Annotated in this window: 18 protein-coding genes and 1 riboswitch; of the genes, 6 read left to right on the top strand and 12 right to left on the bottom strand. The window is 74.1% G+C overall.

Annotated features, from left to right (window positions below; all coding sequences use genetic code 11):
- Window positions 1-149: 149 nt before the first annotated feature.
- The 5 genes from ACFRAV_RS23860 to ACFRAV_RS23840 form a co-directional block, all read right to left on the bottom strand.
- The gene (locus tag ACFRAV_RS23860; RefSeq protein WP_382558294.1) at window positions 150-1883 is read right to left on the bottom strand and encodes a GAF domain-containing protein; all 1734 of its coding nucleotides are present in this window, start codon (window positions 1881-1883) and stop codon (window positions 150-152) included.
- A 9-nt stretch (window positions 1884-1892) separates the two neighbouring features.
- Window positions 1893-2579, bottom strand: coding sequence for a response regulator (locus tag ACFRAV_RS23855; RefSeq protein WP_382558293.1), 687 nt, complete (start codon window positions 2577-2579; stop codon window positions 1893-1895).
- A gap of 160 nt (window positions 2580-2739) precedes the next feature.
- Entirely contained in the window at window positions 2740-3246 is a 507-nt protein-coding gene (locus tag ACFRAV_RS23850; RefSeq protein WP_382558292.1) for a pyridoxamine 5'-phosphate oxidase family protein, read from the bottom strand.
- Between the two features lie 176 nt (window positions 3247-3422).
- Window positions 3423-4322 (bottom strand): universal stress protein, encoded by a 900-nt coding sequence (locus ACFRAV_RS23845; RefSeq protein ID WP_382558291.1) that lies wholly within the window; start codon window positions 4320-4322, stop codon window positions 3423-3425.
- Window positions 4323-4462: 140 nt separating this feature from the next.
- Complete coding sequence (locus tag ACFRAV_RS23840; RefSeq protein ID WP_382558290.1) at window positions 4463-5059, bottom strand: hypothetical protein; 597 nt, start codon at window positions 5057-5059, stop codon at window positions 4463-4465.
- 257 nt (window positions 5060-5316) lie between these two features.
- Here ACFRAV_RS23840 and ACFRAV_RS23835 point away from each other — a divergent pair, with 257 nt between their 5' ends.
- Window positions 5317-5784: a pyridoxamine 5'-phosphate oxidase family protein gene (locus ACFRAV_RS23835; protein ID WP_382558289.1), complete on the top strand. Its 468-nt coding sequence runs from the start codon at window positions 5317-5319 to the stop codon at window positions 5782-5784.
- Window positions 5785-5828: 44 nt separating this feature from the next.
- Here the strand turns inward: ACFRAV_RS23835 and ACFRAV_RS23830 are convergent, their stop codons facing one another.
- Together ACFRAV_RS23830 and ACFRAV_RS23825 are read right to left on the bottom strand one after the other, a co-directional pair.
- The gene (locus tag ACFRAV_RS23830) at window positions 5829-6746 is read right to left on the bottom strand and encodes a LysR family transcriptional regulator (protein WP_382558288.1); all 918 of its coding nucleotides are present in this window, start codon (window positions 6744-6746) and stop codon (window positions 5829-5831) included.
- 85 nt (window positions 6747-6831) lie between these two features.
- Window positions 6832-8163, bottom strand: coding sequence for an aminotransferase class I/II-fold pyridoxal phosphate-dependent enzyme (locus tag ACFRAV_RS23825; RefSeq protein ID WP_382558325.1), 1332 nt, complete (start codon window positions 8161-8163; stop codon window positions 6832-6834).
- A 23-nt stretch (window positions 8164-8186) separates the two neighbouring features.
- On the opposite strand from ACFRAV_RS23825, the gene ACFRAV_RS23820 reads away from it, so the two are divergent.
- Window positions 8187-8873, top strand: a complete 687-nt coding sequence (locus ACFRAV_RS23820) for a pyridoxamine 5'-phosphate oxidase family protein (protein ID WP_382558287.1) — start codon at window positions 8187-8189, stop codon at window positions 8871-8873.
- Between the two features lie 129 nt (window positions 8874-9002).
- Here ACFRAV_RS23820 and ACFRAV_RS23815 read toward each other — a convergent pair whose 3' ends face one another.
- Window positions 9003-10028 carry a DMT family transporter gene (locus ACFRAV_RS23815; RefSeq protein WP_382558286.1) on the bottom strand — a complete coding sequence of 342 codons (1026 nt, stop codon included), beginning with the start codon at window positions 10026-10028 and terminating at the stop codon, window positions 9003-9005.
- A gap of 165 nt (window positions 10029-10193) precedes the next feature.
- Between ACFRAV_RS23815 and ACFRAV_RS23810 the strand changes: the two genes are divergently transcribed.
- Window positions 10194-11012 (top strand): PhzF family phenazine biosynthesis protein, encoded by an 819-nt coding sequence (locus tag ACFRAV_RS23810; protein WP_382558285.1) that lies wholly within the window; start codon window positions 10194-10196, stop codon window positions 11010-11012.
- A 9-nt stretch (window positions 11013-11021) separates the two neighbouring features.
- On the opposite strand, the gene ACFRAV_RS23805 is transcribed toward ACFRAV_RS23810, so the two are convergent.
- Both ACFRAV_RS23805 and ACFRAV_RS23800 read right to left on the bottom strand, forming a co-directional pair.
- Window positions 11022-11762, bottom strand: coding sequence for a CPBP family intramembrane glutamic endopeptidase (locus ACFRAV_RS23805; RefSeq protein ID WP_382558324.1), 741 nt, complete (start codon window positions 11760-11762; stop codon window positions 11022-11024).
- A 210-nt stretch (window positions 11763-11972) separates the two neighbouring features.
- On the bottom strand, window positions 11973-13487 hold the full coding sequence (locus tag ACFRAV_RS23800) for a glutamate--cysteine ligase (RefSeq protein WP_382558284.1): 1515 nt from the start codon (window positions 13485-13487) through the stop codon (window positions 11973-11975).
- 584 nt (window positions 13488-14071) lie between these two features.
- On the opposite strand from ACFRAV_RS23800, the gene ACFRAV_RS23795 reads away from it, so the two are divergent.
- Together ACFRAV_RS23795 and ACFRAV_RS23790 are read left to right on the top strand one after the other, a co-directional pair.
- On the top strand, window positions 14072-14665 hold the full coding sequence (locus ACFRAV_RS23795; RefSeq protein ID WP_382558283.1) for a hypothetical protein: 594 nt from the start codon (window positions 14072-14074) through the stop codon (window positions 14663-14665).
- 304 nt (window positions 14666-14969) lie between these two features.
- Window positions 14970-15158: a DUF5999 family protein gene (locus ACFRAV_RS23790; protein ID WP_351118295.1), complete on the top strand. Its 189-nt coding sequence runs from the start codon at window positions 14970-14972 to the stop codon at window positions 15156-15158.
- A 94-nt stretch (window positions 15159-15252) separates the two neighbouring features.
- Here the strand turns inward: ACFRAV_RS23790 and gcvP are convergent, their stop codons facing one another.
- Window positions 15253-18138, bottom strand: a complete 2886-nt coding sequence (gene gcvP / locus ACFRAV_RS23785; RefSeq protein WP_382558282.1) for an aminomethyl-transferring glycine dehydrogenase — start codon at window positions 18136-18138, stop codon at window positions 15253-15255.
- Between the two features lie 184 nt (window positions 18139-18322).
- A riboswitch (glycine riboswitch) is annotated at window positions 18323-18418 on the bottom strand.
- A gap of 127 nt (window positions 18419-18545) precedes the next feature.
- On the opposite strand from gcvP, the gene ACFRAV_RS23780 reads away from it, so the two are divergent.
- The gene (locus ACFRAV_RS23780; RefSeq protein ID WP_351118297.1) at window positions 18546-18917 is read left to right on the top strand and encodes a PRC-barrel domain-containing protein; all 372 of its coding nucleotides are present in this window, start codon (window positions 18546-18548) and stop codon (window positions 18915-18917) included.
- A gap of 43 nt (window positions 18918-18960) precedes the next feature.
- Here the strand turns inward: ACFRAV_RS23780 and ACFRAV_RS23775 are convergent, their stop codons facing one another.
- The gene (locus ACFRAV_RS23775) at window positions 18961-20523 is read right to left on the bottom strand and encodes a DNA polymerase IV (RefSeq protein WP_382558323.1); all 1563 of its coding nucleotides are present in this window, start codon (window positions 20521-20523) and stop codon (window positions 18961-18963) included.
- Window positions 20524-20590: the final 67 nt, after the last annotated feature.

Here is a 20590-nt window from a genome sequence, read left to right as displayed (position 1 = left end):
CGCACGACACCAGGATCACGGATCGCGGAGCCGCGCGAGCCGTGCGGAGGGCGGGGCCAGGGCCCCGCGGCGGCGGGTCCGCCGAGGAACGTCCGTCCCGGGCGGGTTCACCCCGTGCCGGTCAGCGGCATGCACCACTCCGGGCGGGTTCACCCCGTGCCGGTCAGCGGCACGCACCACTCCAGGCGGGTACCGCCCTGCTCGGGGGTGCTGAACTCCAGGGTCCCGCCCAGTTGCTCCGCGCGCTCGGTCATGTTGCGCACGCCGCTGCGGCGACCGCCGGAGGGCATGCCGACGCCGTCGTCGGTGACGGTGAGCCGCACGACCCGGCTGTCGGTCTCCAGGCCGACGTCCACCCGGCTCGCCCCGGCGTGCCGGGCGACGTTGGTCAGGGCCTCGGAGAGGACGGCCTCGACCTGGTCGGCGATGCGCGGAGGCACGTGCGTGTCGACCAGGCCCTGCATCCGCACGCCGGGCGCGAAGCCGAGGACGGAGGCGGACTCGCCGGCGAGGCGGACCACCCGGGCCCGCAGCCCGGAGCTCTCCCCGTCGCCGTGGGAGCGCAGGCCGAAGATGGTGGACCGGATGATCTTGATGGTCTCGTCCAGGTCGTCGACCGCGCGGATCACCCGGTCCGAGGCCCGCGGATGGTCGATGAACCGCCCCGCGCTCTGCAGCGTCATCCCGGTGGCGAAGAGCCGCTGGATCGCCAGGTCGTGCAGGTCGCGGGCGATGCGGTCGCGGTCCTGGAGGACGGCCATCCGCTCGGCGTCGTGCCGCCGGTCGGCCAGTTCCATCGCGATGGCGGCCTGCGCGGCGAAGGTCTGGAGCGGTTCGGTCTCCTTCTCCGTGTACCGGGGCTCCCCCGCCTCGCGCACCAGCATCACCACGCCCCTGACGCCCGTGTCACCGGTGCCGATGGGGAGGGCGACGGCGGGGCCCAGCCCGGTGACGCGGGAGGCGGAGGTGGCCAGCCGGTCGTCGTGCGCGATGTCGTCGCTGGTGACCGGGGCCGCCGAGGAGAACGCGGTGCCTATCAGGCCGCTGCCGGGCGCCATTTCCGCACCGTGGAACGCCTCGGTCCCGGCGCCGGTGGCCAGCTCGACCCGCAGGGTCCGGTCCCCGTCGACCGGGACGGCGACCACGGCGCGGGCGGCGCCGGTGATCTCCCGGGCGCGGTCCGCCACCAGCCGGAGCACCTCGGTGCGGCCGACGCCGGACATCAGGCCGTGGGTGACCTCCGCGTTGGCCCGCAGCCAGCGCTCACGCAGCCGCGACTCCTCGTACAGGCGGGCGTTGTCGATGGCGACGCCCGCCGCGACGGCCAGCGTGGACAGCACGGACTCGTCGTCCTCGTCGAACTGCGCCCCGCCCCGCTTCTCGGTCAGGTACAGGTTGCCGAAGACCTGGTCGCGGACCCGGATCGGGACGCCCAGGAAGCTGTTCATCGGCGGATGGTTCGGGGGCAGGCCGTAGGAGGCGGCATGCTGGGACAGCTTGCCCAGCCGCAGCGGCTCGGGACGGCGGATCAGCTCGCCGAGGATGCCGTGCCCCTCCGGGAGCGGACCGATGGCAGCGGCCTCCTCCTCGCCGACCCCCACCGTGTGGAAGGCCGACAGGCGCTGACCGTCCGGGCCTATCACGCCGAGCGCCGCGTACCGCGCGTCGACCAGTACGGCCGCGGCCTCCACGATGCCGCGGAGCGCCTGCTGCAGGTCGAGCTCCCGGCCCACCGCGAGGACGGCCTCCAGGAGGCTGTGCACCCGGTCCCGGGTGCCCCGGGCCAGGTCGAGCCGGGCCTGTACCTCCAGCAGCAGCTCGTCGAGCTGCAGCTGGGGCAGCCGCAGGCGCGGCGGCTCGGGGACTTCGTCGGTGCTGCCCACGTCGGCCTCTCAGTACTGCTCGCGCGCCGGACGCCCATGGGCCTGGCCGGCGATGACCGCCGCCTGGACCCGGCGTTCCACGCCGAGCTTGGCCAGCAGCCGCGAGATGTGGTTCTTGACGGTCTTCTCCGCGAGGTGGAGCCGCTGACCGATCTGCCGGTTGGTGAGGCCCTCCCCCACCAGTGCGAGGATTTCACGCTCCCGGTCGGTGAGGTTCCGCAGCGGTTCCGGCTCGGGCGCGGCCCCCGCGCGCAGCCGGGCCATCAGCTTCGCCGTGGCGCCGGCGTCCAGCAGCGACCTGCCCCGGGCGACCGTACGGACGGCGGTGATCAGGTCGGAGCCCTGGATCTGTTTCAGTACATATCCTGCGGCCCCTGCCATGATCGAGTCCAGCAGGGCCTCCTCGTCGTCGAACGAGGTGAGCATCAGGCACGCCAGGCCGGGCATGGCCGACCGCAGCTCGCGGCAGACGGAGACCCCGTCGCCGTCCGGCAGCCGCACGTCGAGGACGGCCACCTGCGGGCGCAGCGCCGGCACCCGCGCCAGTGCCTGGGCGGCGGTGCCCGCCTCTCCGACCACGGTGATGTCCGGCTCGTCGTCGAGCAGGTCGCGCACCCCGCGCCGCACCACCTCGTGGTCGTCGAGCAGGAAGACCCGCACCGGGCCCTCCTCGCCGGTCCGCCCGATGTCCGCCATCTCTCTCCTTCTCACTCCTTCTCGCCTGCTCGCCGTCCCGCGGGTCCGCCGTGGCGTGGGGCGGCCGGTCGTCGGCAGGCCCCGCCGCCGAGCATCTCCGGGCCCCGCACGGGCGGGAAAGGGCCGGACGGCCCTGCCGTCCCGGCCGGACGGCCCCGCGTCAGGCGGGAGCCGGGGAACGGGGAACGGGCGGCGGACCGCCCGTTCCGGCGGGCGCGGGTCGGGCGCCGATCTCCGCGTCGTGCGGGGCGCGGTCGCCGACGACCTTGCGGCCGGTGACCAGCTCGGGCAGGATCCGGATGAAGACCTCCTGCCGCGGCGGCACGGCCACCCAGGAGCGCGGGCCCCGCTCCGCCAGCCGCCGGTGCTCCGCCGGGTCGGTCACCACCTCGGCGGCGCCGGTGAGCAGGACGCTCCAGCCGGAGCGGGCGGCCCGGTCGACCTCGTCGGCCTCGAAGGCCACCACGGTGCCGTCCACGGCCCGGGCCAGTTCGGAGGCGGCCGAGGTGCGCAGCACCACCGCGCCGTCGTCGTCGAGGCAGAAGTTCACCGGGAGCACGGCGGGCAGCGCCTGCCGGGTGTGGACGATCCGCCCGATGGCGGCGGTCCCCAGCAGTCGCAGGCTCTCGGGCCGGTCGAGTTCGCGGAATCCGTCGTTGAGGTACATGGCCGTTTCCGTCTTTCGCCCGGTGCCGACAGGGGATGTACGTCGATTCTGATGACGCCCGCGGCGTCGCGCGAGGGACCTCCGGGTGCGTGGACCCGGCCGCCCGGCCCGGTCCGGGAGGGCCGTTCGGCCCGCCCGTCGTTCGGCCCGCGGGGCTCCGTGCTCCGTACGCGGCATCACTCGTGGGCCACGACGGCTACGGGCGTGGTCGCGTGGTGCAGCATCGCGTGGGTGACGGGCCCGATGTGGACGCCCAGGGGGCCGCGCCGGATCCGTCGGCCGACGACGACCAGCGAGGCTTCGGCGGCGGCGTCCAGCAGGTGGTCGGCGGCGCCGCCGGTGCGCGAGACCTCCACCACCTCGACCGCGGGGAACTTCTCCCGCCAGGGTGCCAGCGTCTCGGCCAGCAGGGCGGCCATCTCCCGCGTGTACTGCTCGTACAGGTCCACCGCGGCGGCCACCGAGTGGACGGTGTACGGCGGCAGCGCCCAGCTCTGCACGACGTGCAGCGGTGCGCCGCGCCGGGCCGCCTCCTCGAAGGCGAAGGCGGTGACGGCCTCGCCGGGCTTCTCGGTGTCGATGCCCAGGACGACGGGCCGAGGGACGGGGCGCCCGCCGGACGGAACCGCCGGCAGGTACTCTTCCGCGCCGGTCTGCCCCGCGCGCACCAGGACCACGGGGGTGCGGCTGGAGGCGACCACGGCCTGCCCGACCGAGCCGACCAGGAATCCGCCGACGCGTCCCAGGCCACGCGAGCCGAGCACCAGGAGTTCCGCCTCCGCGGCCGCCTCGGCCAGCGCCTCGGCCGGCCGTCCGGCGACGAGCCGCTCGGACACCTCCAGACCGGGGTTGCGGCCGGTGATCTCCTCGGCGACCGCGCGCAGGACCCGGCCGCTCCAGTGCTCCAGGGTCGCGGCGTCGGACCCGGTGGCCGCGGCCAGACGGTCGGGCAGCGGCTCCCACGCCTTCACGAGTGTCAGCGGCAGCCCCCGCAGTTCCGCCGCGCGGGCGGCCCAGCCGGCGGCGGAACGACTCGCCGGGGAGCCGTCGATCGCGGCGACGATGGTGCGGGTCATGGTGTGGCCTCCTGTGGGGTGGGGTGGGGTGGGGTGGTCCGTCGTCGGTGTCGCGGGGAGCCGAGCCGATGGGCGCGGCTCCCCGGGGAGAGCCGGCCGGTCCGTCGGCGGAGGAACCGGCCGGTGTCGCAAGGGCCGGTTCAGCGCAGCCAGCGGTGGTCACGCACCAGGGGCAGGCGTGCCCACAGCGCTCCCGCGCCCAGGACCCGGCCCGCCGAAGCGGCGGCCAGGACCACCAGGACGAGCGCGTAGATCAGGTGGTAGTCGACAAGGGGATTGGTCGACATGCTGGGAGCGCCGTCCGTGAGCTGCCGGGCGGGCGGCCATTCCGCGGCCCACATCAGCGCCATCATCACGGAGCCGGCGAGGGCCGCGGGCCGCAGCGCGACGCCGGCGGTGACCGCGAGCCCGACGCCCAGCAGGCCGAGCATGAAGAGCCAGTCGGCCCAGGTCGCCCCGGCCCAGCCGCGGAAGGTCTCCTGCAGCGGGCCTACGGAGACGTGCCCCAGGAAGCCCGCGGTGGGGGAGCCGCCGTCGATCCAGCCCTTGCCGGAGCCGGTGGCGTACCCGAGGCCGAAGGTCTTGTCGAGGAACGCCCAGAGGAACACGAAGCCGGTCGCCAGCCGCAGCGCGGCCAGGGCGAGGGCCGACGCCGGGGTGGACGCGGCCGACGCCGCCGCCGGTACGCCGGAGCGGGGGGTGGAGCCGTCGGATCGGAGCTGCTCGTGCACGGCCATGGGAGAAGTCCCTTCGCGTGAGGTCCGGTCGGCGTCCGACGGGTCCTGGCGGTGTCCGACGGGGTCCGTCGGTTGCTGACAGGTCCAATGTCCTGGCTGCCGCCCACCGCGCCTGCGTGCCGGTGGGGCCCCTCCCTCAGGGCCGAAGGTCCCGACCTGCCGGGACCGTCGGCGACACGGGCCGACGCCCCTTGCCCGCCGGCCGGGGACGAGGTGAGAGTGTGCGGGTCGGCAACAACCCCCCGGAAAGGGAGCAGATGGCAGCGACACAGCGACGTGGCCGGAAGATCATGATGACCGCCGAGGAGCTGGACGCGTTCCTCACCACGGAACGCACCTGCCGCGTCGCCACGGTCTCACCGGAGGGCGCGCCGCACGTCAGCGCGCTCTGGTTCGTCTGGGACGGCTCCTCGCTGTGGCTGTACTCCCTGACGCGCAGCCGCCGTTGGGCCGACCTGCGCAAGGACCTCCGGGTCGCGGTGGTGGTCGACTCAGGTGACGAGTACGGCGAGTTGCGCGGCGCGGAGCTCTCCGGCACGGCCGAGTTCGTCGGCGAGATCCCGCGCGTCGGCGAGCCGTTCCCCGAACTCGAGAGGGTGGAAGCCCTGTTCGCGCGGAAGTACTTCGGTCTGGAGGCGCTTCCGCACGATCACCGCCACGCGTGGATCCGCCTCACCCCCGAGGCCGTCGCCTCCTGGGACTTCCGCAAGCTCCCCCGGGGCTGAACTCGCGGGCGGGGGCAGAGGACTTGGCGGCCGGCTCCCCCGTCCTACGCAGGCACGGCTCCCCCGCCCCGAGCGCCCTGCGCGCGGAGTGCGCCGACGATCGCGCCGATGGCCGGCCGCCGGTCCGCGTCGCCCCGCCAGACCGCGTAGACGTGACGGGAGACCCGCGGCCGCAGCGGAACCGTCACCACGCCGGCCGGCACCGGCTCGCGCCCCAGCGCCGGCACCACGCAGACGCCCAGACCGGCGGCCACCAGGGCGAGTTGGGTGTGCGTCTCGGGCGCCCGGTGGGCGATGTCCGGCTCCACGCCACGCGCCCGCAGCGTGGCCAGCAGCCACTCGTGGCAGAACTCCCCCGTTCCCCAGGTGATCCACTCCTCGCCGGCGAGTTCCGCGAGGTCGATCTCGACCGTGCCCGCGAGCCGGTGCCCGGCGGGGAGCGCCGCCTCGGCGGGGTCGTCGAGCAGCGAGGCCGTCCGCAGCCCTTCCGGGACGGCCAGCGGCCGGTCGTGCCAGTCGAGCACCACCGCGAGGTCGTGGTCGCCGCGGGCCACCCCCACCACCGCCGCCCCGGGGTCGACCTCCCAGGACCGCACCCGCAGCCCGGGGTGCCGGGCCCGCAGCGCCGCCAGGGCGCCCGGCAGCAGGCCCCGGGCGGCGGTCGGGAACGCCGCCACCCGCAGCTCGCCCGCCACGGTCCCGCGCCGCGCCTCGAGTTCGGCGCGCGCCCGCTCCGCCTGGGCGAGGATCCGCGCCGCGTGCCCGGCCAGCAGCAGCCCCGCGTCGGTGAGCCGCACTCCGCGGCCGTGCCGGGCCAGCAGTCTCTCCCCGGTCTCCCGCTCCAGCTTGGCCAGTTGCTGGGAGACCGCCGAGGTCGTCACGTGCAACGCCTCGGCCGCCCCGCCCACGGTCCCGTGCCGCGCGAGGGCGTCCAGCACCCGCAGGCGTTCGAGGTTCATCATGGCGGCGATGCTACGAGGCCAGGGGAACCGGCCCGGTGTCCTCGCCGGCCCACGGTCGCCGGAGGCGCCGGAGCGGGGACGGGCATCAGACGTATCCCCGCGTCGTGTCGCCGTTCAGGACGCGGGCCACGGCGCGGGCCAGTTCCGGCATGTCTGCCTCCTCGAGCGTGGAGACGGTCACCCGGATCGCCGGCCCGGCGACCGTCCGGAAGCGGGCCCCCGGCGCCACCGCCCACCCGGCCTGCAGCAGTCCCGCCACCGCGCCCGTCTCGTCGGAGACCGGGATCCACACGTTCATGCCGCTGCGTCCGTGCGCCTCGACCCCGCAGCGGGCGAGCTCACCGATCAGCGCCCTTCGCCGCCGCCCGTAGGACTCCGCGACGGCCGCCCGGTCCACCGCGCCGCCGGTCCACAGCTCCACCGCCGCCCGCTGCGTCAGCCGACTCACCCACCCGGGGCCCAGCCGCTGGCGTCCGCGTACCCGGTCGACGGTGACCGCGTCACCGGTGAGCACCGCGAGCCGCAGGTCCGGCCCGTAGGTCTTGGCCGCGGAGCGGACGAACGCCCAGGAGCTGGTGACCCCGGCCAGCGGGTGCAGCGGCAGGTCGACCATGCCGTGCCCGTGGTCGTCCTCGATCAGCAGCGTCCGCGGGTGCCGCCCGAGCACCTCCCGCAGCTCCCCGGCACGTGCCGCGCCCACCGCCGCACCGGTGGGGTTCTGCGCCCGGGCGGTCACGACCAGCGCCCGGGCGCCGTCCTCCAGGGCGCGCCGCACGTCCTGCGGAAGCGGTCCCTCGTCGTCCACGCCGACGGACACCGCCCGCAGCCCGAGGGCCGGAACCAGGTCGAACACACTGCCCCAGCCCGGGTCCTCGACGGCGACCGCGTCGCCGGGCCGGAGATGGGCGACCAGCACCCGCTCCATCGCGTCGAGTGCGCCGGAGGTCACGGCGACCGGTCCGTCCGGCACCCCGTCGGCGGCGAGGTCCGCGCGGGCGAGGCGCACCAGATCGGGGTCGAGCGGGTCGTCCCCGTAGAGCACGGGCGCCCGGTCGGCCAGCGCCGCGGCCGCCGCGAAGGCGGGAGCGAGCGGCGGCAGCAGCGCGGGGTCCGGGTTGCCCCGGGAGACGTCGCGCGCCCCCTCCGGCACCAGCACGTCGATCGCGTCGCGACCGGTGGTGGCGGGCCTGGGCAGGACCCGGCTCCCCTTGCGGCCCGCCGTCTCGATCACCCCGCGCTCCCGCAGGGTCCGGTAGGCGGCGGCCACGGTGTTCGGATTGACCCCGAGTTCCTCGGCCAACTCCCGCATGGGCGGGAGCTGTTGACCAGGCTGGAGCACCCCGGCGCTCACCGCCTGTTCGACGTCGGCGGCGATCTCCGTGGCGCGACGACCTGCGATCCTATATTCTCCTAGCACAAAGAACATTATGCACTAGTACAATGGAGAACGCCATGCAGGGGGAGCAGTACACGCCCACCGAGCGCACCGTCCCGACCCGGGCGCCGCAGCGCGCCTCGTACGACAAGGACGTGGTGCACGCGATCCTCGACGAGGGCTGGGTCTGCCACCTCGGATTCGTCCGCGGTGACGCCCCGGTGGTGCTGCCGACGATCTACGCGCGGGTCGGCGAGCGGCTCTACCTGCACGGCTCCACCGGTTCGCGCCCGATGCGGGGCGCCGGGGAGGCGCACGGCGAGGAGCCGGGGATGCCGGTCTGCGTGACGGTCACCCATGTCGACGGCGTGGTCCTGGCCCGCTCGGCCTTCCACCACTCGGTCAACTACCGCTCGGTGGTGGTGCACGGCACGGCCCACCAGGTCACCGACCCCGAGGAGCGGCGCGCGGCGCTCGACGCCCTGGTCGACCACGTGGTCCCGGGCCGCTCGGCGCAGAGCCGTCCCGCGAACAAGAAGGAGCTGGCCGCCACGGCCGTGGTGCGGGTGGACCTGACCGAGGTCTCCGCCAAGATCCGCACCGGCGGCGTCAACGACGAACCCGAGGACCTGGGCCTCCCCCACTGGGCGGGCGTCCTCCCCCTCCGCAAGGGCTACGAGGCCCCGCTCCCCGACGAGGCCCTGGTCCCCGGCGCGGAACTGCCGCCCCACATCGCGGCCGTGCTGGCCTGACATCGCGGCCGTGCCGGCCTGCCCCCCGAGGGCCGTGGAGGGCCCCGTTCCTCCACGGCCCGACCCCCCGGTCACCGCGCGGCCGGACAGCAGGGCACGCCGACGTCACGGAGTCACCGCGGACGGACCTCAGGGCCGCCCGGCGTCCCCGACCCTCGCCTCGGGTTCGGTGGCGGCGGCGACCGTCCCGGTCCCGCCGGCCACCGGCTCCGCCGCCGGCGTGGCCGGGGCGGACGACTGGGCGATCAACGCGCCGACCAGCACCAGCACGCCGCCCGCGATCTGCACCGCCCCCAGGTTCTCGCCGAGCAGCAGCCAGGCCGCCGCGGAGGCCACCACGGCCTCGAGGCAGGCGACCACGCCCGCGACCGCCGGCGACAGCCGCCGTACCGAGAGCACGCCGGTGAGGTAGGCGAGCACCGTGGAGACGAGGACGATCCACCCCACCAGCACCCACGCCCGCACCGCGGCGCCGTTCATGTCGACGGTCCCGGTCAGCACCTGCCAGTCCATCGCCCACGGCCGCGCCGGCAGGGTGATCGCCAGGCAGCCCACGAGCAGCCCGAAGGCGATCATGCCGAGCGGGTCGGGCGCCTCGCGCTCCCCGTCGGATCCGTGGTCGGCGAGGACGAAGTAGGCGACCTGGCAGCAGGCCGCCCCGAACGCCAGGAGCAGGCCGAGGGGGTCGAAGCCGAGCCCCGACCAGATCTCCACCACGCAGGCGAGTCCCGCCACCGCCAGCGCGACGCCCAGCGCGGCCGCGCGGGCGACCTGACGCCGCTGCACGAACCGCACCCAGCCGAGCACCAGCGCGGGCGCCAGGTACTCCACCAGCATGGCCACGCCGACCGGGACCCGTGAGATCGCCGCGAAGTACGCGGCCTGGACGCCCGCCACGGCGAACATGCCGAAGCCGAGCAGCATCAGGGGCCGTCGCCGCAGCAGGTCCCGGTGCCGCCAGGCCACCGGCAGCAGCACCAGGGCCGCCCCGGTGATCCGCAGCCAGACCACCTCCAGCGGGGCGAGCCCCGCCTCGATCAGCGGTTTCGCCGCCACACCCGATCCGCCGAAGGTCACCGCGGACAGGACGGCGAGAGTGAGTCCCGCGCCCTTCCCGGACCGCACCACACCGATTCCTGAGTCACGCACCGACACATGATGACAGCAGGTGACAGCACCGTCATCCTCGATGGCTGCTGTCTCACGCCTCGGGCGGGGCCCTGCCCGTGCCCCCGTGGACCCGGCGGCCCGGCGCCACCGGGTCCACCCGCCCGCGATTGGCCTTGTCGCACCCCGCCGGGGCCCGGCTAACGTCCTGGCATGCGTATCCGACTCGTCGACGCCTTCACCGACCGCCCGTTCGCAGGGAACCCCGCCGGGGTCCTCCTGCTCGACGCCTTCCCCGACGACGCCTGGCTGCAGAACGTCGCGCTGGAGATGAACCAGGCGGAAACCGCCTTCGCCCACCCGCTGCCCGGCGGCGGCGAGGCGGACTGGGCCCTGCGCTGGTTCACCCCGGCCACCGAGGTGAGGATGTGCGGGCACGCCACCCTCGCCACCGCGCACGTCCTGCACACCACCGGCGCCCACCAGGGGCCGGTCCGGTTCGCCACGCTCAGCGGCGTCCTGACCGCGACACCGGCCAAGGACGGCTGGATCACCCTCGACTTCCCGACCGCCCCGCTGACCCCGGCGAAGGCCCCGGCCGAGCTGGCCGAAGCCCTCGGCGCGGAGCCGCTGACGGTCCTGGACACCGGCCCGGACGTGGGCGACCTGCTGGTCGAGGTCGCCGACGAACGCACCCTCCTCGCGCTGAGCCCCGACTTCAAGACGCTGGCCCGCTGTTCGGAGCGCGGCGTCATCGCGACGACCCGCCCCGCGGACCCGGCCGCCGGCCACGACTTCGTCTCTCGGTGCTTCTTCCCCAGGGTCGGCATCGACGAGGACCCGGTGACCGGCAGCGCCCACACCGCCCTCGCCCCCTTCTGGGCGGAGCGCCTGGGCCGCCCGGACCTCACCGGCCTCCAGGCGTCGGCCCGTTCGGGCCTGGTGCGCACCGAGGTACGCGGCGACCGGACCCTGCTGACCGGGCGGGCCGTCACCGTCGTCGAGGGCGAGCTCCTCGCACCCGCCCCCTGACCGGGCGGGTCAGGCGGTGGGCAGCCAGTCCACCCGCCCGGCGAGCAGCGCGTACCCGACGAACGCGCCGACGTCGAGCAGCGTGTGGGCCGCCACCAGCGGTCCCACCCTGCCCCACCGCCGGTACAGCAGCACGAACACGACGCCCATGACCATGTTGCCGATGAAGCCGCCGATGCCCTGGTACAGGTGGTAACTCCCGCGCAGCACCGAGCCGGCGGCCAGCGCGGCGCCCGGGCTCCAGCCGAGGCCGCGCAGCCGGTGCAGCAGGTAGCCCAGCACGATGACCTCCTCCACCACCGCGTTCTGCGCGGCGGAGAGGATCAGCACGGGGAACTTCCACCAGACCTCCGGCAGCGCCTCGGGCACCACGGTGAGGTTGAAGCCGAGGCCCCGCGCCGCCAGGTAGAAGGCGATGCCCGTGCTGCCGATCACCGCGGCGACGGCGGCGCCGCGCCCGAGGTCCTGCCACGGTCGGGTGCGGTCGAGGCCGAGGGTCCGCAGGCTCCCGCCCTCACGGGTGAGGAAGTGGGCGACCAGCAGCACGGGGACGAGCGCGGAGGCGATGCCGAACAGCTGCCAGGCGAGGTCCAGCCAGGGGCGACCGGGCGCCGCGGACGCGTTGAGGGTGGCCGCCTGGTCCTTCAGGCCGCCGGGCCGGGTCAGCGACCCGACGAAGCTGATGACCGCCGCCACGGCGCTCGCGCCGAGGGAGACGGCGAGCACCAGCAACGTCTCGTCCCGCAGCATCCGCCGCGGCACCGTCTCGACCCCGATCCCGGACCCCGTCCCCGTCGTCCCCGTCACCCGCGCCTCCGTCCGCACGCACCACAGGCCCCACAGCTTGCCAGAGCCCCGACGACACGCCGACGCGCCGCCCCCCTGACGCGGCCCGGGGGCGGCGTCAGGGGGGCGGCGCGTGGGTGGCGCGACGGGTGGGCGGCGCGGCGGGGGTGGGACCTACCCCTCCCCGGGCTCCGGCAGGCCCAGCGGCCAGGTGTGGACCGGCTGTCCCTCCCACTGGAGCTGCGCGTACCGGCGGGTCATCGCGGCCAGCGCCTCCTGCCGCGACATCCCGCGCTCGAGGGCCGTGTGGAACACCGCCGCCTGCCAGGAGGCGCCGTTCACCCTCCGGCGGCACCGTTCCTCGATCACTCCGAGGTACAGCTCGCGGTCGGCCGGTTCGATCCCCCATGCCTCGAGACCCGCGTGCGCCAGCGGCAGCAGCTCCTCGAGCACCAGGGTGACCGCCTCGACCTGCTGCGTGCCGCCCATGCGTCCCCGCCGCGGCCACTCGAACCGCGCGTCGATCCCGTAGCGGCAGGCCGCCTCGAAGTTGGCCGCCGCCGACTCGAACGGCAGCCGCGTCCACACCGGTCGCGACTCCTCGGCGAGGGCGCGCACCAGCCCGTAGTAGAACGCGGCGTTGGCCACCACGTCGATCACCGTCGGCCCGGCCGGCAGCACCCGGTTCTCCACCCGCAGGTGCGCCGTCCCGTCGGCGACGTCGTACACCGGCCGGTTCCACCGGTACACCGTGCCGTTGTGCAGCACCATCTCGCCGAGCTTGGGCGTGCCTCCGGCGTCGAGCACCTCCATCGGGTCCTCGTCGTCCAGGATCGGCAGCAGCGCCGGGAAGTACGTCAGGTTCTCCTCGAACAGGTCGACCGCCGAGGAGACCCATCGTTCGCCGAACCAGGTCCGCGGCCGCACGCCCTGCGCCTGGAGCTCCGGCGGCCGGGTGTCCGTCGACTGCTGGAACAGCGGCGGCCGCGACTCCCGCCACAGCTCCTTGCCGAACAGGAACGGCGAGTTGGCGCCCACCGCGATCTGCGCCGCGGAGATCGCCTGCGCCGCGTTCCACACGTCGGGGAACCGCTCGGGGGTCACCTGCAGATGCAGTTGCACCGAGGTGCAGGCGGCCTCCGGAGTGATGGAACGCGCCGTGGTGGTGAGCTTCTCGACCCCGTCGATCTCGAGCGCGAAGTCCTCCCCGCGCGCTGAGACGATCTGGTCGTTGAGAAGCGTGTAACGATCGACGTCGGAAATGTTGGCGGAGATGAGATCGTCCCGCTCGAGCGTCGGCAGGATGCCGATCATCACGATCCCGGCGTCGACCTCCCCCGCCTTTCGGTGGGCATATGCCAATGATGTCCGCAGCTCCTCCGCGAGCTGGTCGAATACCTGCCCGCCGAGCCGGTGCGGTTCGATGTTGACCTCGAGGTTGAACATCGCGAGTTCGGTCTGGAAATCACGGCTGGCGATCCGTTCCAGCACCTCCGCATTCATCATTCGCGGCATGCCGTCGGATCCCGCGAGATTGAGTTCGATCTCCAGGCCCATGAGATTCTTGGGCCGGTCGAACTGCCTCTCCTTCAGCAACCGCTCGAGACCCGCCAGGCACCGCTGGAGCTTGTCCCGGTAGCGCTGGCGATCGGACAGGTCGAACGACCCTGCCTCGACCTTCTCCCCCATCGCTGCGTCCTCCTCGGATGGGTGGCCGCCTGTGCGGCCGGTGTCCGTCTGTCTGTCGCCCGGGTCTTCGTCCGGTCCGCAACTGATGATGCCCGCCCTGGCCGATCGATAACGTCCCCATGAGGACCCGCCGACCGTTAGGCTGACCTCCAGCGCCATTCGGCACATTCGCACGGCATGCGCCAGGGCCTGGTTTCCGGCGTTCCGGAAGCCCGGGAAAACGCCGTCGAAAACCGGCCGACCCCGCTTCGGGCGTCGCCCGAGGTCACCCCGTGGAAGCGTCCTGGAAATCGGAACATAACCCGACGGATTTCCGGCGCGAACAATACTTGCCGTTCACATGGAAAACAGCTAGCGGAAACACTCCGTGAACACGGGTCGTATAAACTGCGCAAACGAGGCGGAGAAGCACGTGCGCCCACGATCGTGCGCCCCGTCACCGAAGGTGACATCGGGCCGGCCCGGTCCGGGTGATCCGACCGGTCCGGCGCGGCTCTCCGACCCCCTCGAGCTGGCAGCAGACAGCGCCCGCCCCACCCCTCGCCCGCGCGCCACCGTGCCTGTCGAAAGAGAGGCGACCCACCATGCCGCTGCATGTCCCTCCGGCACCGCCCGCCGCCCTGCGCACCGTACTGGCGGCCCTCGGCACACCCGCCGCCGTCCGTGATCCCCGAACGCCGTCCCTGCGCGGCGCCCAGGGGCCCCTCAACCCCGAACTGCCGTTGCCGGTCCATGTCCTGGACAGAATCACGGCGGACGGGACGCCCGTCGTCCGGCTCGCCGGGTGGCGCTTCCTGATCCGCTCCGGCGACCACGCCGTGGCCGCCGCGGAGACCCTGGAGACGGCCGAGGGCTGGGCCTTCTCCCACTTCTTCGAGGGCCCCTACGTCATGTCGACCGAACGCGCCCTGCGTCAGGCCGAGGAGGCGGGACAGCCGTACCAGCCCCGCCTGCTGTCCGTACCGGGCCTGTACATGCTGACGCTCTGGCTGCACGCGGACCCCGAGGCGGACGCCGCGGCCGGGCTGCCCGACGCCCTGGACCTGCTGATCCCGTTGGCCCCGGCCCCACCGGGGATCGCCAGCCACCGTCCGCACCGGGTCGAGGAACTGCTGCCGCTGCTCACCCGCCGGGTGGGCCCGGCGGGCCCGCCGCCGGTCCTGCGCCCGGCCGCCTGAGCGTCGTCCACCGCCACGCGCCGCGCCCCCACGGCCCCCCGTGCCGTGGGGGCGCGGCGCGTGCCGGGCCCGAAGTGACCAGACCCGTACCACCCGTTCGAACCACCCGGAAGATCTACGCACGGGGCACGAACCGACCGCACGGGCGGTGCGTCCTGAACCGATGAGGGGGCGTACCGCGAAAACCCTGCGGAACGCCCGCCGTGAGCGCGAAACTTGTCCGCACGACGTCATACGGGGGGCGGCCGTGAACAGCCGTGACAGGAAAGCCGAAGCGTCCACCACAGAACGAGAGAACCCGACCATGTGCCAGCACCAGCCGCCGTGCCCGACAGCCGACTCCCCCGACCGGGAGTCCGCCCGCCTCGTGGCGCACCACCCCGAGCAGGGCTGGAGCCTGCTGTGCAACGGAGTCGTGCTGTTCGAGGACACCGGGGAGCTCCTGCCGGACGGCCGCGTCATCGCGCCGCACCGGTTCGCCACCGCGGTCTGAGCCCGGCCGGGAAAGCGGGAGGGCCGGTGGCGGCACCGCCACCGGCCCTGACCCCGCGCGGCTCGGCGCCGCGCGGGAAGGGACAGCCGGTCCCTCAGTTGTCGTACGCGTCCAGCGGCGGGCAGGAGCAGACCAGGTTCCGGTCGCCGAACGCCTGGTCGATGCGCCGCACCGGCGGCCAGTACTTGTCCGGCATGGAGACGCCGCCCGGGAAGACGGCCGTCTCCCGCTCGTAGGCGTGCGTCCACTCGCCGGCCAGCGTGGCCGCGGTGTGCGGGGCGTTGCGCAGCGGGTTGTCCTCGGCCGGCCACTCGCCGGCGCCGACCTTCTCGATCTCCGCGCGGATGGCGATCATCGCTTCGACGAACCGGTCGAGCTCGGCGAGGTCCTCGGACTCGGTCGGCTCGATCATCAGCGTGCCGGCGACCGGGAACGACATCGTCGGGGCGTGGAAGCCGTAGTCGATGAGCCTCTTCGCCACGTCGTCGACCGTGACGCCGGTGGCCTTGGTCAGCGGGCGCAGGTCGATGATGCACTCGTGCGCCACCAGGCCGCCGGGACCGGTGTACAGCACCGGGTAGTGCGGCTCGAGCCGCTTGGCGACGTAGTTGGCCGCGAGGACCGCGACCTGGGTGGCGCGCTTGAGGCCCTCGCCGCCCATCAGGCGGACGTACGCCCAGGAGATGGGCAGGATGCCCGCGGAGCCGAACGGAGCCGCCGAGATCGGGCCGACGCCCGTCTCCGGACCGGCGGCGGGCTGGAGCGGGTGGTTCGGCAGGTACGGGGCGAGGTGCGCGCGCACGCCCACCGGGCCGACGCCGGGGCCGCCGCCGCCGTGCGGGATGCAGAAGGTCTTGTGCAGGTTGAGGTGCGAGACGTCGCCGCCGAAGTGACCGGGCTTGGCGAGCCCGACCAGCGCGTTGAGGTTGGCGCCGTCGACGTACACCTGGCCGCCGGCCTCGTGGACCTGGGCGCAGATGTCGGCCACGTGCTCCTCGAAGACGCCGTGCGTCGAGGGGTAGGTGATCATCAGCACCGACAGCTGGTCGCGGTGCTTCTCGATCTTGGCCCGCAGGTCGTCGACGTCGATCTCACCGTCGTCGGCGGTCTTCACCACGACGACCTTCATGCCCGCCATCACGGCGCTGGCGGCGTTGGTGCCGTGCGCGGAGGACGGGATCAGGCAGACGGTGCGGTCCAGGTCGCCGTTGGCCCGGTGGTAGCCGCGGACCGCGAGCAGACCGGCCAGCTCGCCCTGGGAGCCGGCGTTGGGCTGCAGGGAGACCTTGTCGTAGCCGGTGACCTCGGCGAGGCGCTCCTCCAGCTCGCGGATGAGCGACAGGTAGCCCTCGGCCTGCTCGGCCGGGGCGAAGGGGTGCAGCGCGCCGAACTCGGGCCAGGTGACCGGCTCCATCTCGGTGGTGGCGTTGAGCTTCATGGTGCAGGAGCCCAGCGGGATCATGCCGCGGTCGAGCGCGTAGTCGCGGTCGGAGAGCCGGCGCAGGTAGCGCAGCATGGCCGTCTCGGAGCGGTGCTGGTGGAACACCGGGTGGGTGAGGTAGACGTCCGTGCGCAGCAGGCCCTCGGACAGGCCGTCGGCGGCCGTGCCGTCCAGCGCCTCGACGTCGCCCTCGACACCGAAGGCGGCCCAGACGGCCTCCAGCTCGGCGCGGCCGGTGGTCTCGTCGCAGGCGGCCGAGAGGTGGTCGGCGTCGACCAGGCGGAGGTTGACGCCCCGCTCGCGGGCGGCCTCGACGACCTCGGCGGCCCGTCCCTCGACCCGCGCGGTGACGGTGTCGAACCATGCCTCGTTGACGATCTCCACCCCGCCGGCCTTCAGGCCCGCGGCGAGGATGTCGGCATACCGGTGGGTGCGCTCGGCGATGCCCTTGAGACCGTCCGGGCCGTGGTAGACGGCGTACATGCCGGCCATCACGGCGAGCAGGACCTGCGCGGTGCAGATGTTGCTGGTGGCCTTCTCGCGGCGGATGTGCTGCTCGCGGGTCTGCAGCGCCAGGCGGTAGGCCTTGTTGCCGTCGGCGTCCTGCGAGACGCCGACGAGGCGGCCGGGCAGGTTGCGGGCGAACTGCTCACGGACGGCCATGTAGCCGGCGTGCGGGCCGCCGAAGCCCATCGGGACGCCGAAGCGCTGGGTGGTGCCGACGGCGATGTCCGCGCCGAGCTCGCCCGGCGAGGTCAGCAGGGTCAGCGCGAGCAGGTCGGCGGCGACGGTGACGACGGCGCCGAGCTCGTGGGCCTGGTCGATCAGCGGCTTGATGTCGCGGACCGCGCCGGAGGCGCCGGGGTACTGGATCAGCACGCCGTTGATCTCGCGGCCGGCGATCTCGGCGGGGATGCCCTGGGAGAGGTCGGCGACGACGACCTCGACCCCGGTCGGCTCGGCGCGGGTCTCGATCACGGCGACGGTCTGCGGCAGCGCGTCGGCGTCGACCAGGAACAGGCCGTTCTTCTTCTTGCCGACCCGGCGCGACAGGGCCATGGCCTCGGCGGCCGCGGTGCCCTCGTCGAGCAGCGAGGCGCCGGAGGTGGGCAGACCCGTCAGGTCGGCGACCATGGTCTGGAAGTTGAGCAGCGCCTCGAGCCGCCCCTGGGAGATCTCCGGCTGGTAGGGCGTGTACGCCGTGTACCAGGCCGGGTTCTCCATCACGTTGCGCAGGATCACCGGCGGGGTGAAGGTGCCGTGGTAGCCCAGGCCGATCATCGGGGCGAGGACCTGGTTACGGTCGGCGAGCTCCCGCAGTTCGGCCAGCACCTCGGCCTCGGTGCGCGCGCCCGGCAGGTCGAGGTCGTCGGCGTTCTTGATCACGTCGGGCACCGCGGCGGCGGTCAGCTCGTCGAGCGAGCCGTAGCCGACCTGCGCCAGCATCTTGGCGCGGGAGCCCTCGTCGGGGCCGATGTGACGCTGCTCGAAGGGGATGCCCTGCTCGAGCTGGGAGAGCGGGGTGCGAGGGGCAGTCATGGGCGGAGGCCTCCTGGTCTTGCGCGACCTTCGGGGGGCACCACGGCTGTGGGGTGCCCGACGGCCTCCCCCTCTGTCATCACGACCTGAGAGCTTCACCGGCCGCCCGAGGCGCCCGGCTTTCACCGTCGGTGAGAGCGGCGGACATCCGGAGGACCGGCGCCGCTCTGCTTTCCAGAGTGACCTCGTCCGCGCGGTACGTGTGCCTGAGAGATTCCGGGGAGGATTTGCTCCTTCGGCGCCTCCGAAGACTCTCGGAGGACTCTCCCGCGCGGGGTCAGCAGCCACTGCCCAGCCTACCAGCGAGGCTGTGGAGTGGGCTTTCGAGTGGCCGCCGCCCGGAAAGTGCACTTTGGTGGTCCCGACGGATGTGCTGCGTCAGCGAGCTGCGACCAGAAGGAGGGAACGTGCGGACAGACATCGATCCCCGGAGCCTGATAGGCCGCAAGGCGTTCGACTGCGACGGCAACCGCATCGGCACGGTCGACGAGGTGTACCTCGACGACGCCACCGGTTCCCCCGAATGGGCGGCGGTGCGGACCGGGCTCTTCGGCCGCGACGTCTTCGTCCCGCTGGAGACGAGCGAACTGGTCGAGGGCGCGCTGCGCGTCCCCTACGGCCGCGCCCACATCAAGGACGCCCCCGGCTACGGGGTGGGCCGCCACCTCTCCCCCGAGCAGGAACTCTCCCTCTACCGTCACTACGGCTTCGACGTCGAGCCTCCCGCCGCGATCCCCGACCGCGACTTCGGCCACCTGCCCGACCAGGAGGACGCCTGATCCTCGCCGCCGTCCGGCCGGGCCGGGCCGGCGGGCCGCCGTCTCAGCCGGACGCCCCGTCGTCCTTCCCGCCACCGGCGGCCGCCGCGACCGGTTTCGCCGGGCTCGCCCCGGTCCCGGACGAAGCGGCATCGTCCTGACCCCCGGCAGCCGCCTCGGGCTCCGCCTCGACCAGGGGCAACGGGTCGGCGGGCTCCAGCTCGGGATCGTCGACCGCGAAGGTCCGCACCCTCCCGGGCGCCGGTGACGTGGGCGTCTCGAAGCGCACCGTGACGCGTCCCAGCCCGCTGCCCTGGACCCAGCCGTGTCCGTGCACCGCGTGCCGTACGTCGTGCCCGGCGGGCCACCGCGGCGCCGGCCGCTCGACCGACGGCTCCCGCCCGGGCGGCGACCGGTACGCCGCGTCGTCCTCGACCGCGGAACCGCCGGCCTTCCGCTCTCCTCCGGCACCCTCCCCCGCGGGCGCCTCACGGGCAGCAGGGGCGGCCTGCGCGGCCTCGGCTGCCTGCGCGGCCTGCGCGGCCTGCGCGGCCTGCGCGGCTTGGGCGAAGAGGTCCTCCTGCGTGAAGTCGGCGAGGCCCGAGACGCCGACTCCCAGCAGGCGCACCCCGCCGGTCGTGTCGACCCCCTCCAGCAGCCGCGCCGCCGCCTCCTGAACCACCGCGGCATCGTCCGTCGGACCGCGCAGGGTCTCCGAGCGGGTCAGCGTGGAGAAGTCGTAGCGCCGCACCTTCAGCTGGATGGTGCGCCCCGCGTGGCCGCCGTCGCGCAGTCTGCGCACGCAGCGGTCGGCGAGCCGCCGGACCTCCACCTGGATCCGCACCCGGTCGTGGATGTCCACGTCGTAGGTGTCCTCCACGGACACCGACTTGGTCTCCCGCTCGGCCACCACCGGCCGGGTGTCGAGGGCCAGCGCCATGGCGTACAGGCCCTGTCCGTGGGCCTTGCCCACCAGCCGCACCAACTCGTCCTCACCGGCCTCGGCGAGCTCCCCCACGGTGGTGATGCCCGCGCGGCGCAGGTGGTCGCCGGTGGCGGGCCCCACGCCGGGCAGGGTCCGCACCGGCATCGGCGCCAGCAGTTCCCGCTCCGTCCCCGGTTCGATCAGCACCAGGCCGTCCGGCTTGGCCTCCTCGGAGGCGATCTTCGCCAGCATCTTCGACGCGGCGAGCCCCACCGATCCGGTGAGTCCGGTGACCGCGCGGATGTCCTCGCGCAGCCGCTCGCCCGCCCGCAGGGCGGAGGCGGAGTCGTGGGCGACGCCGCCGGCCTCGAGGTCGACGAACGCCTCGTCGAGGCTGAGCGGCTCGACCAGCGGCGACAGGGCGCGCAGCAGCGCCATCACCTGGTCGCTGACCGAGCGGTACAGGGAGAAGCGCGGCGACAGGTACGCGGCGTTGGGCGCCAGCCTCCGCGCCTGGGCGGTGGGCATCGCGGACCGCACCCCGAAGACGCGTGCCTCGTAGGAGGCGGTGGCCACCACGCCGCGCGGCCCCAGCCCGCCGACCACCACCGCCTTGCCGCGCAGGCTCGGCTTGGACGCCTGCTCCGCGGCGGCGAAGAAGGCGTCCATGTCGAGATGGAGAATCGTCGGCGCGGACCTCACACCTCCGATGGTGCCGCACACCACCGACAATGCGGCCCACCGGCCCGCCGCGCGCGAGGCCTCGCGC

The organism is Streptomyces sp. NPDC056600 (genome assembly GCF_042792855.1).
Classification (GTDB): domain Bacteria; phylum Actinomycetota; class Actinomycetes; order Streptomycetales; family Streptomycetaceae; genus Streptomyces.
Note: the sequence above shows the minus strand (reverse complement) of the source record. Positions and strands in the feature narration are given on the sequence as shown.

What these genes read in the sequence shown, in the direction of transcription:
- ACFRAV_RS23855 (WP_382558293.1), bottom strand. Translation starts at nt 2,579, where the DNA reads ATGGCGGACATCGGGCGGACCGGCGAGGAGGGCCCGGTGCGGGTCTTC.
- ACFRAV_RS23850 (WP_382558292.1), bottom strand. Translation starts at nt 3,246, where the DNA reads ATGTACCTCAACGACGGATTCCGCGAACTCGACCGGCCCGAGAGCCTG.
- ACFRAV_RS23845 (WP_382558291.1), bottom strand. Translation starts at nt 4,322, where the DNA reads ATGACCCGCACCATCGTCGCCGCGATCGACGGCTCCCCGGCGAGTCGT.
- ACFRAV_RS23840 (WP_382558290.1), bottom strand. Translation starts at nt 5,059, where the DNA reads ATGGCCGTGCACGAGCAGCTCCGATCCGACGGCTCCACCCCCCGCTCC.
- ACFRAV_RS23835 (WP_382558289.1), top strand. Translation starts at nt 5,317, where the DNA reads ATGGCAGCGACACAGCGACGTGGCCGGAAGATCATGATGACCGCCGAG.
- ACFRAV_RS23830 (WP_382558288.1), bottom strand. Translation starts at nt 6,746, where the DNA reads ATGATGAACCTCGAACGCCTGCGGGTGCTGGACGCCCTCGCGCGGCAC.
- ACFRAV_RS23820 (WP_382558287.1), top strand. Translation starts at nt 8,187, where the DNA reads ATGGAGAACGCCATGCAGGGGGAGCAGTACACGCCCACCGAGCGCACC.
- ACFRAV_RS23810 (WP_382558285.1), top strand. Translation starts at nt 10,194, where the DNA reads ATGCGTATCCGACTCGTCGACGCCTTCACCGACCGCCCGTTCGCAGGG.
- ACFRAV_RS23805 (WP_382558324.1), bottom strand. Translation starts at nt 11,762, where the DNA reads ATGCTGCGGGACGAGACGTTGCTGGTGCTCGCCGTCTCCCTCGGCGCG.
- ACFRAV_RS23800 (WP_382558284.1), bottom strand. Translation starts at nt 13,487, where the DNA reads ATGGGGGAGAAGGTCGAGGCAGGGTCGTTCGACCTGTCCGATCGCCAG.
- ACFRAV_RS23795 (WP_382558283.1), top strand. Translation starts at nt 14,072, where the DNA reads ATGCCGCTGCATGTCCCTCCGGCACCGCCCGCCGCCCTGCGCACCGTA.
- ACFRAV_RS23790 (WP_351118295.1), top strand. Translation starts at nt 14,970, where the DNA reads ATGTGCCAGCACCAGCCGCCGTGCCCGACAGCCGACTCCCCCGACCGG.
- gcvP (WP_382558282.1), bottom strand. Translation starts at nt 18,138, where the DNA reads ATGACTGCCCCTCGCACCCCGCTCTCCCAGCTCGAGCAGGGCATCCCC.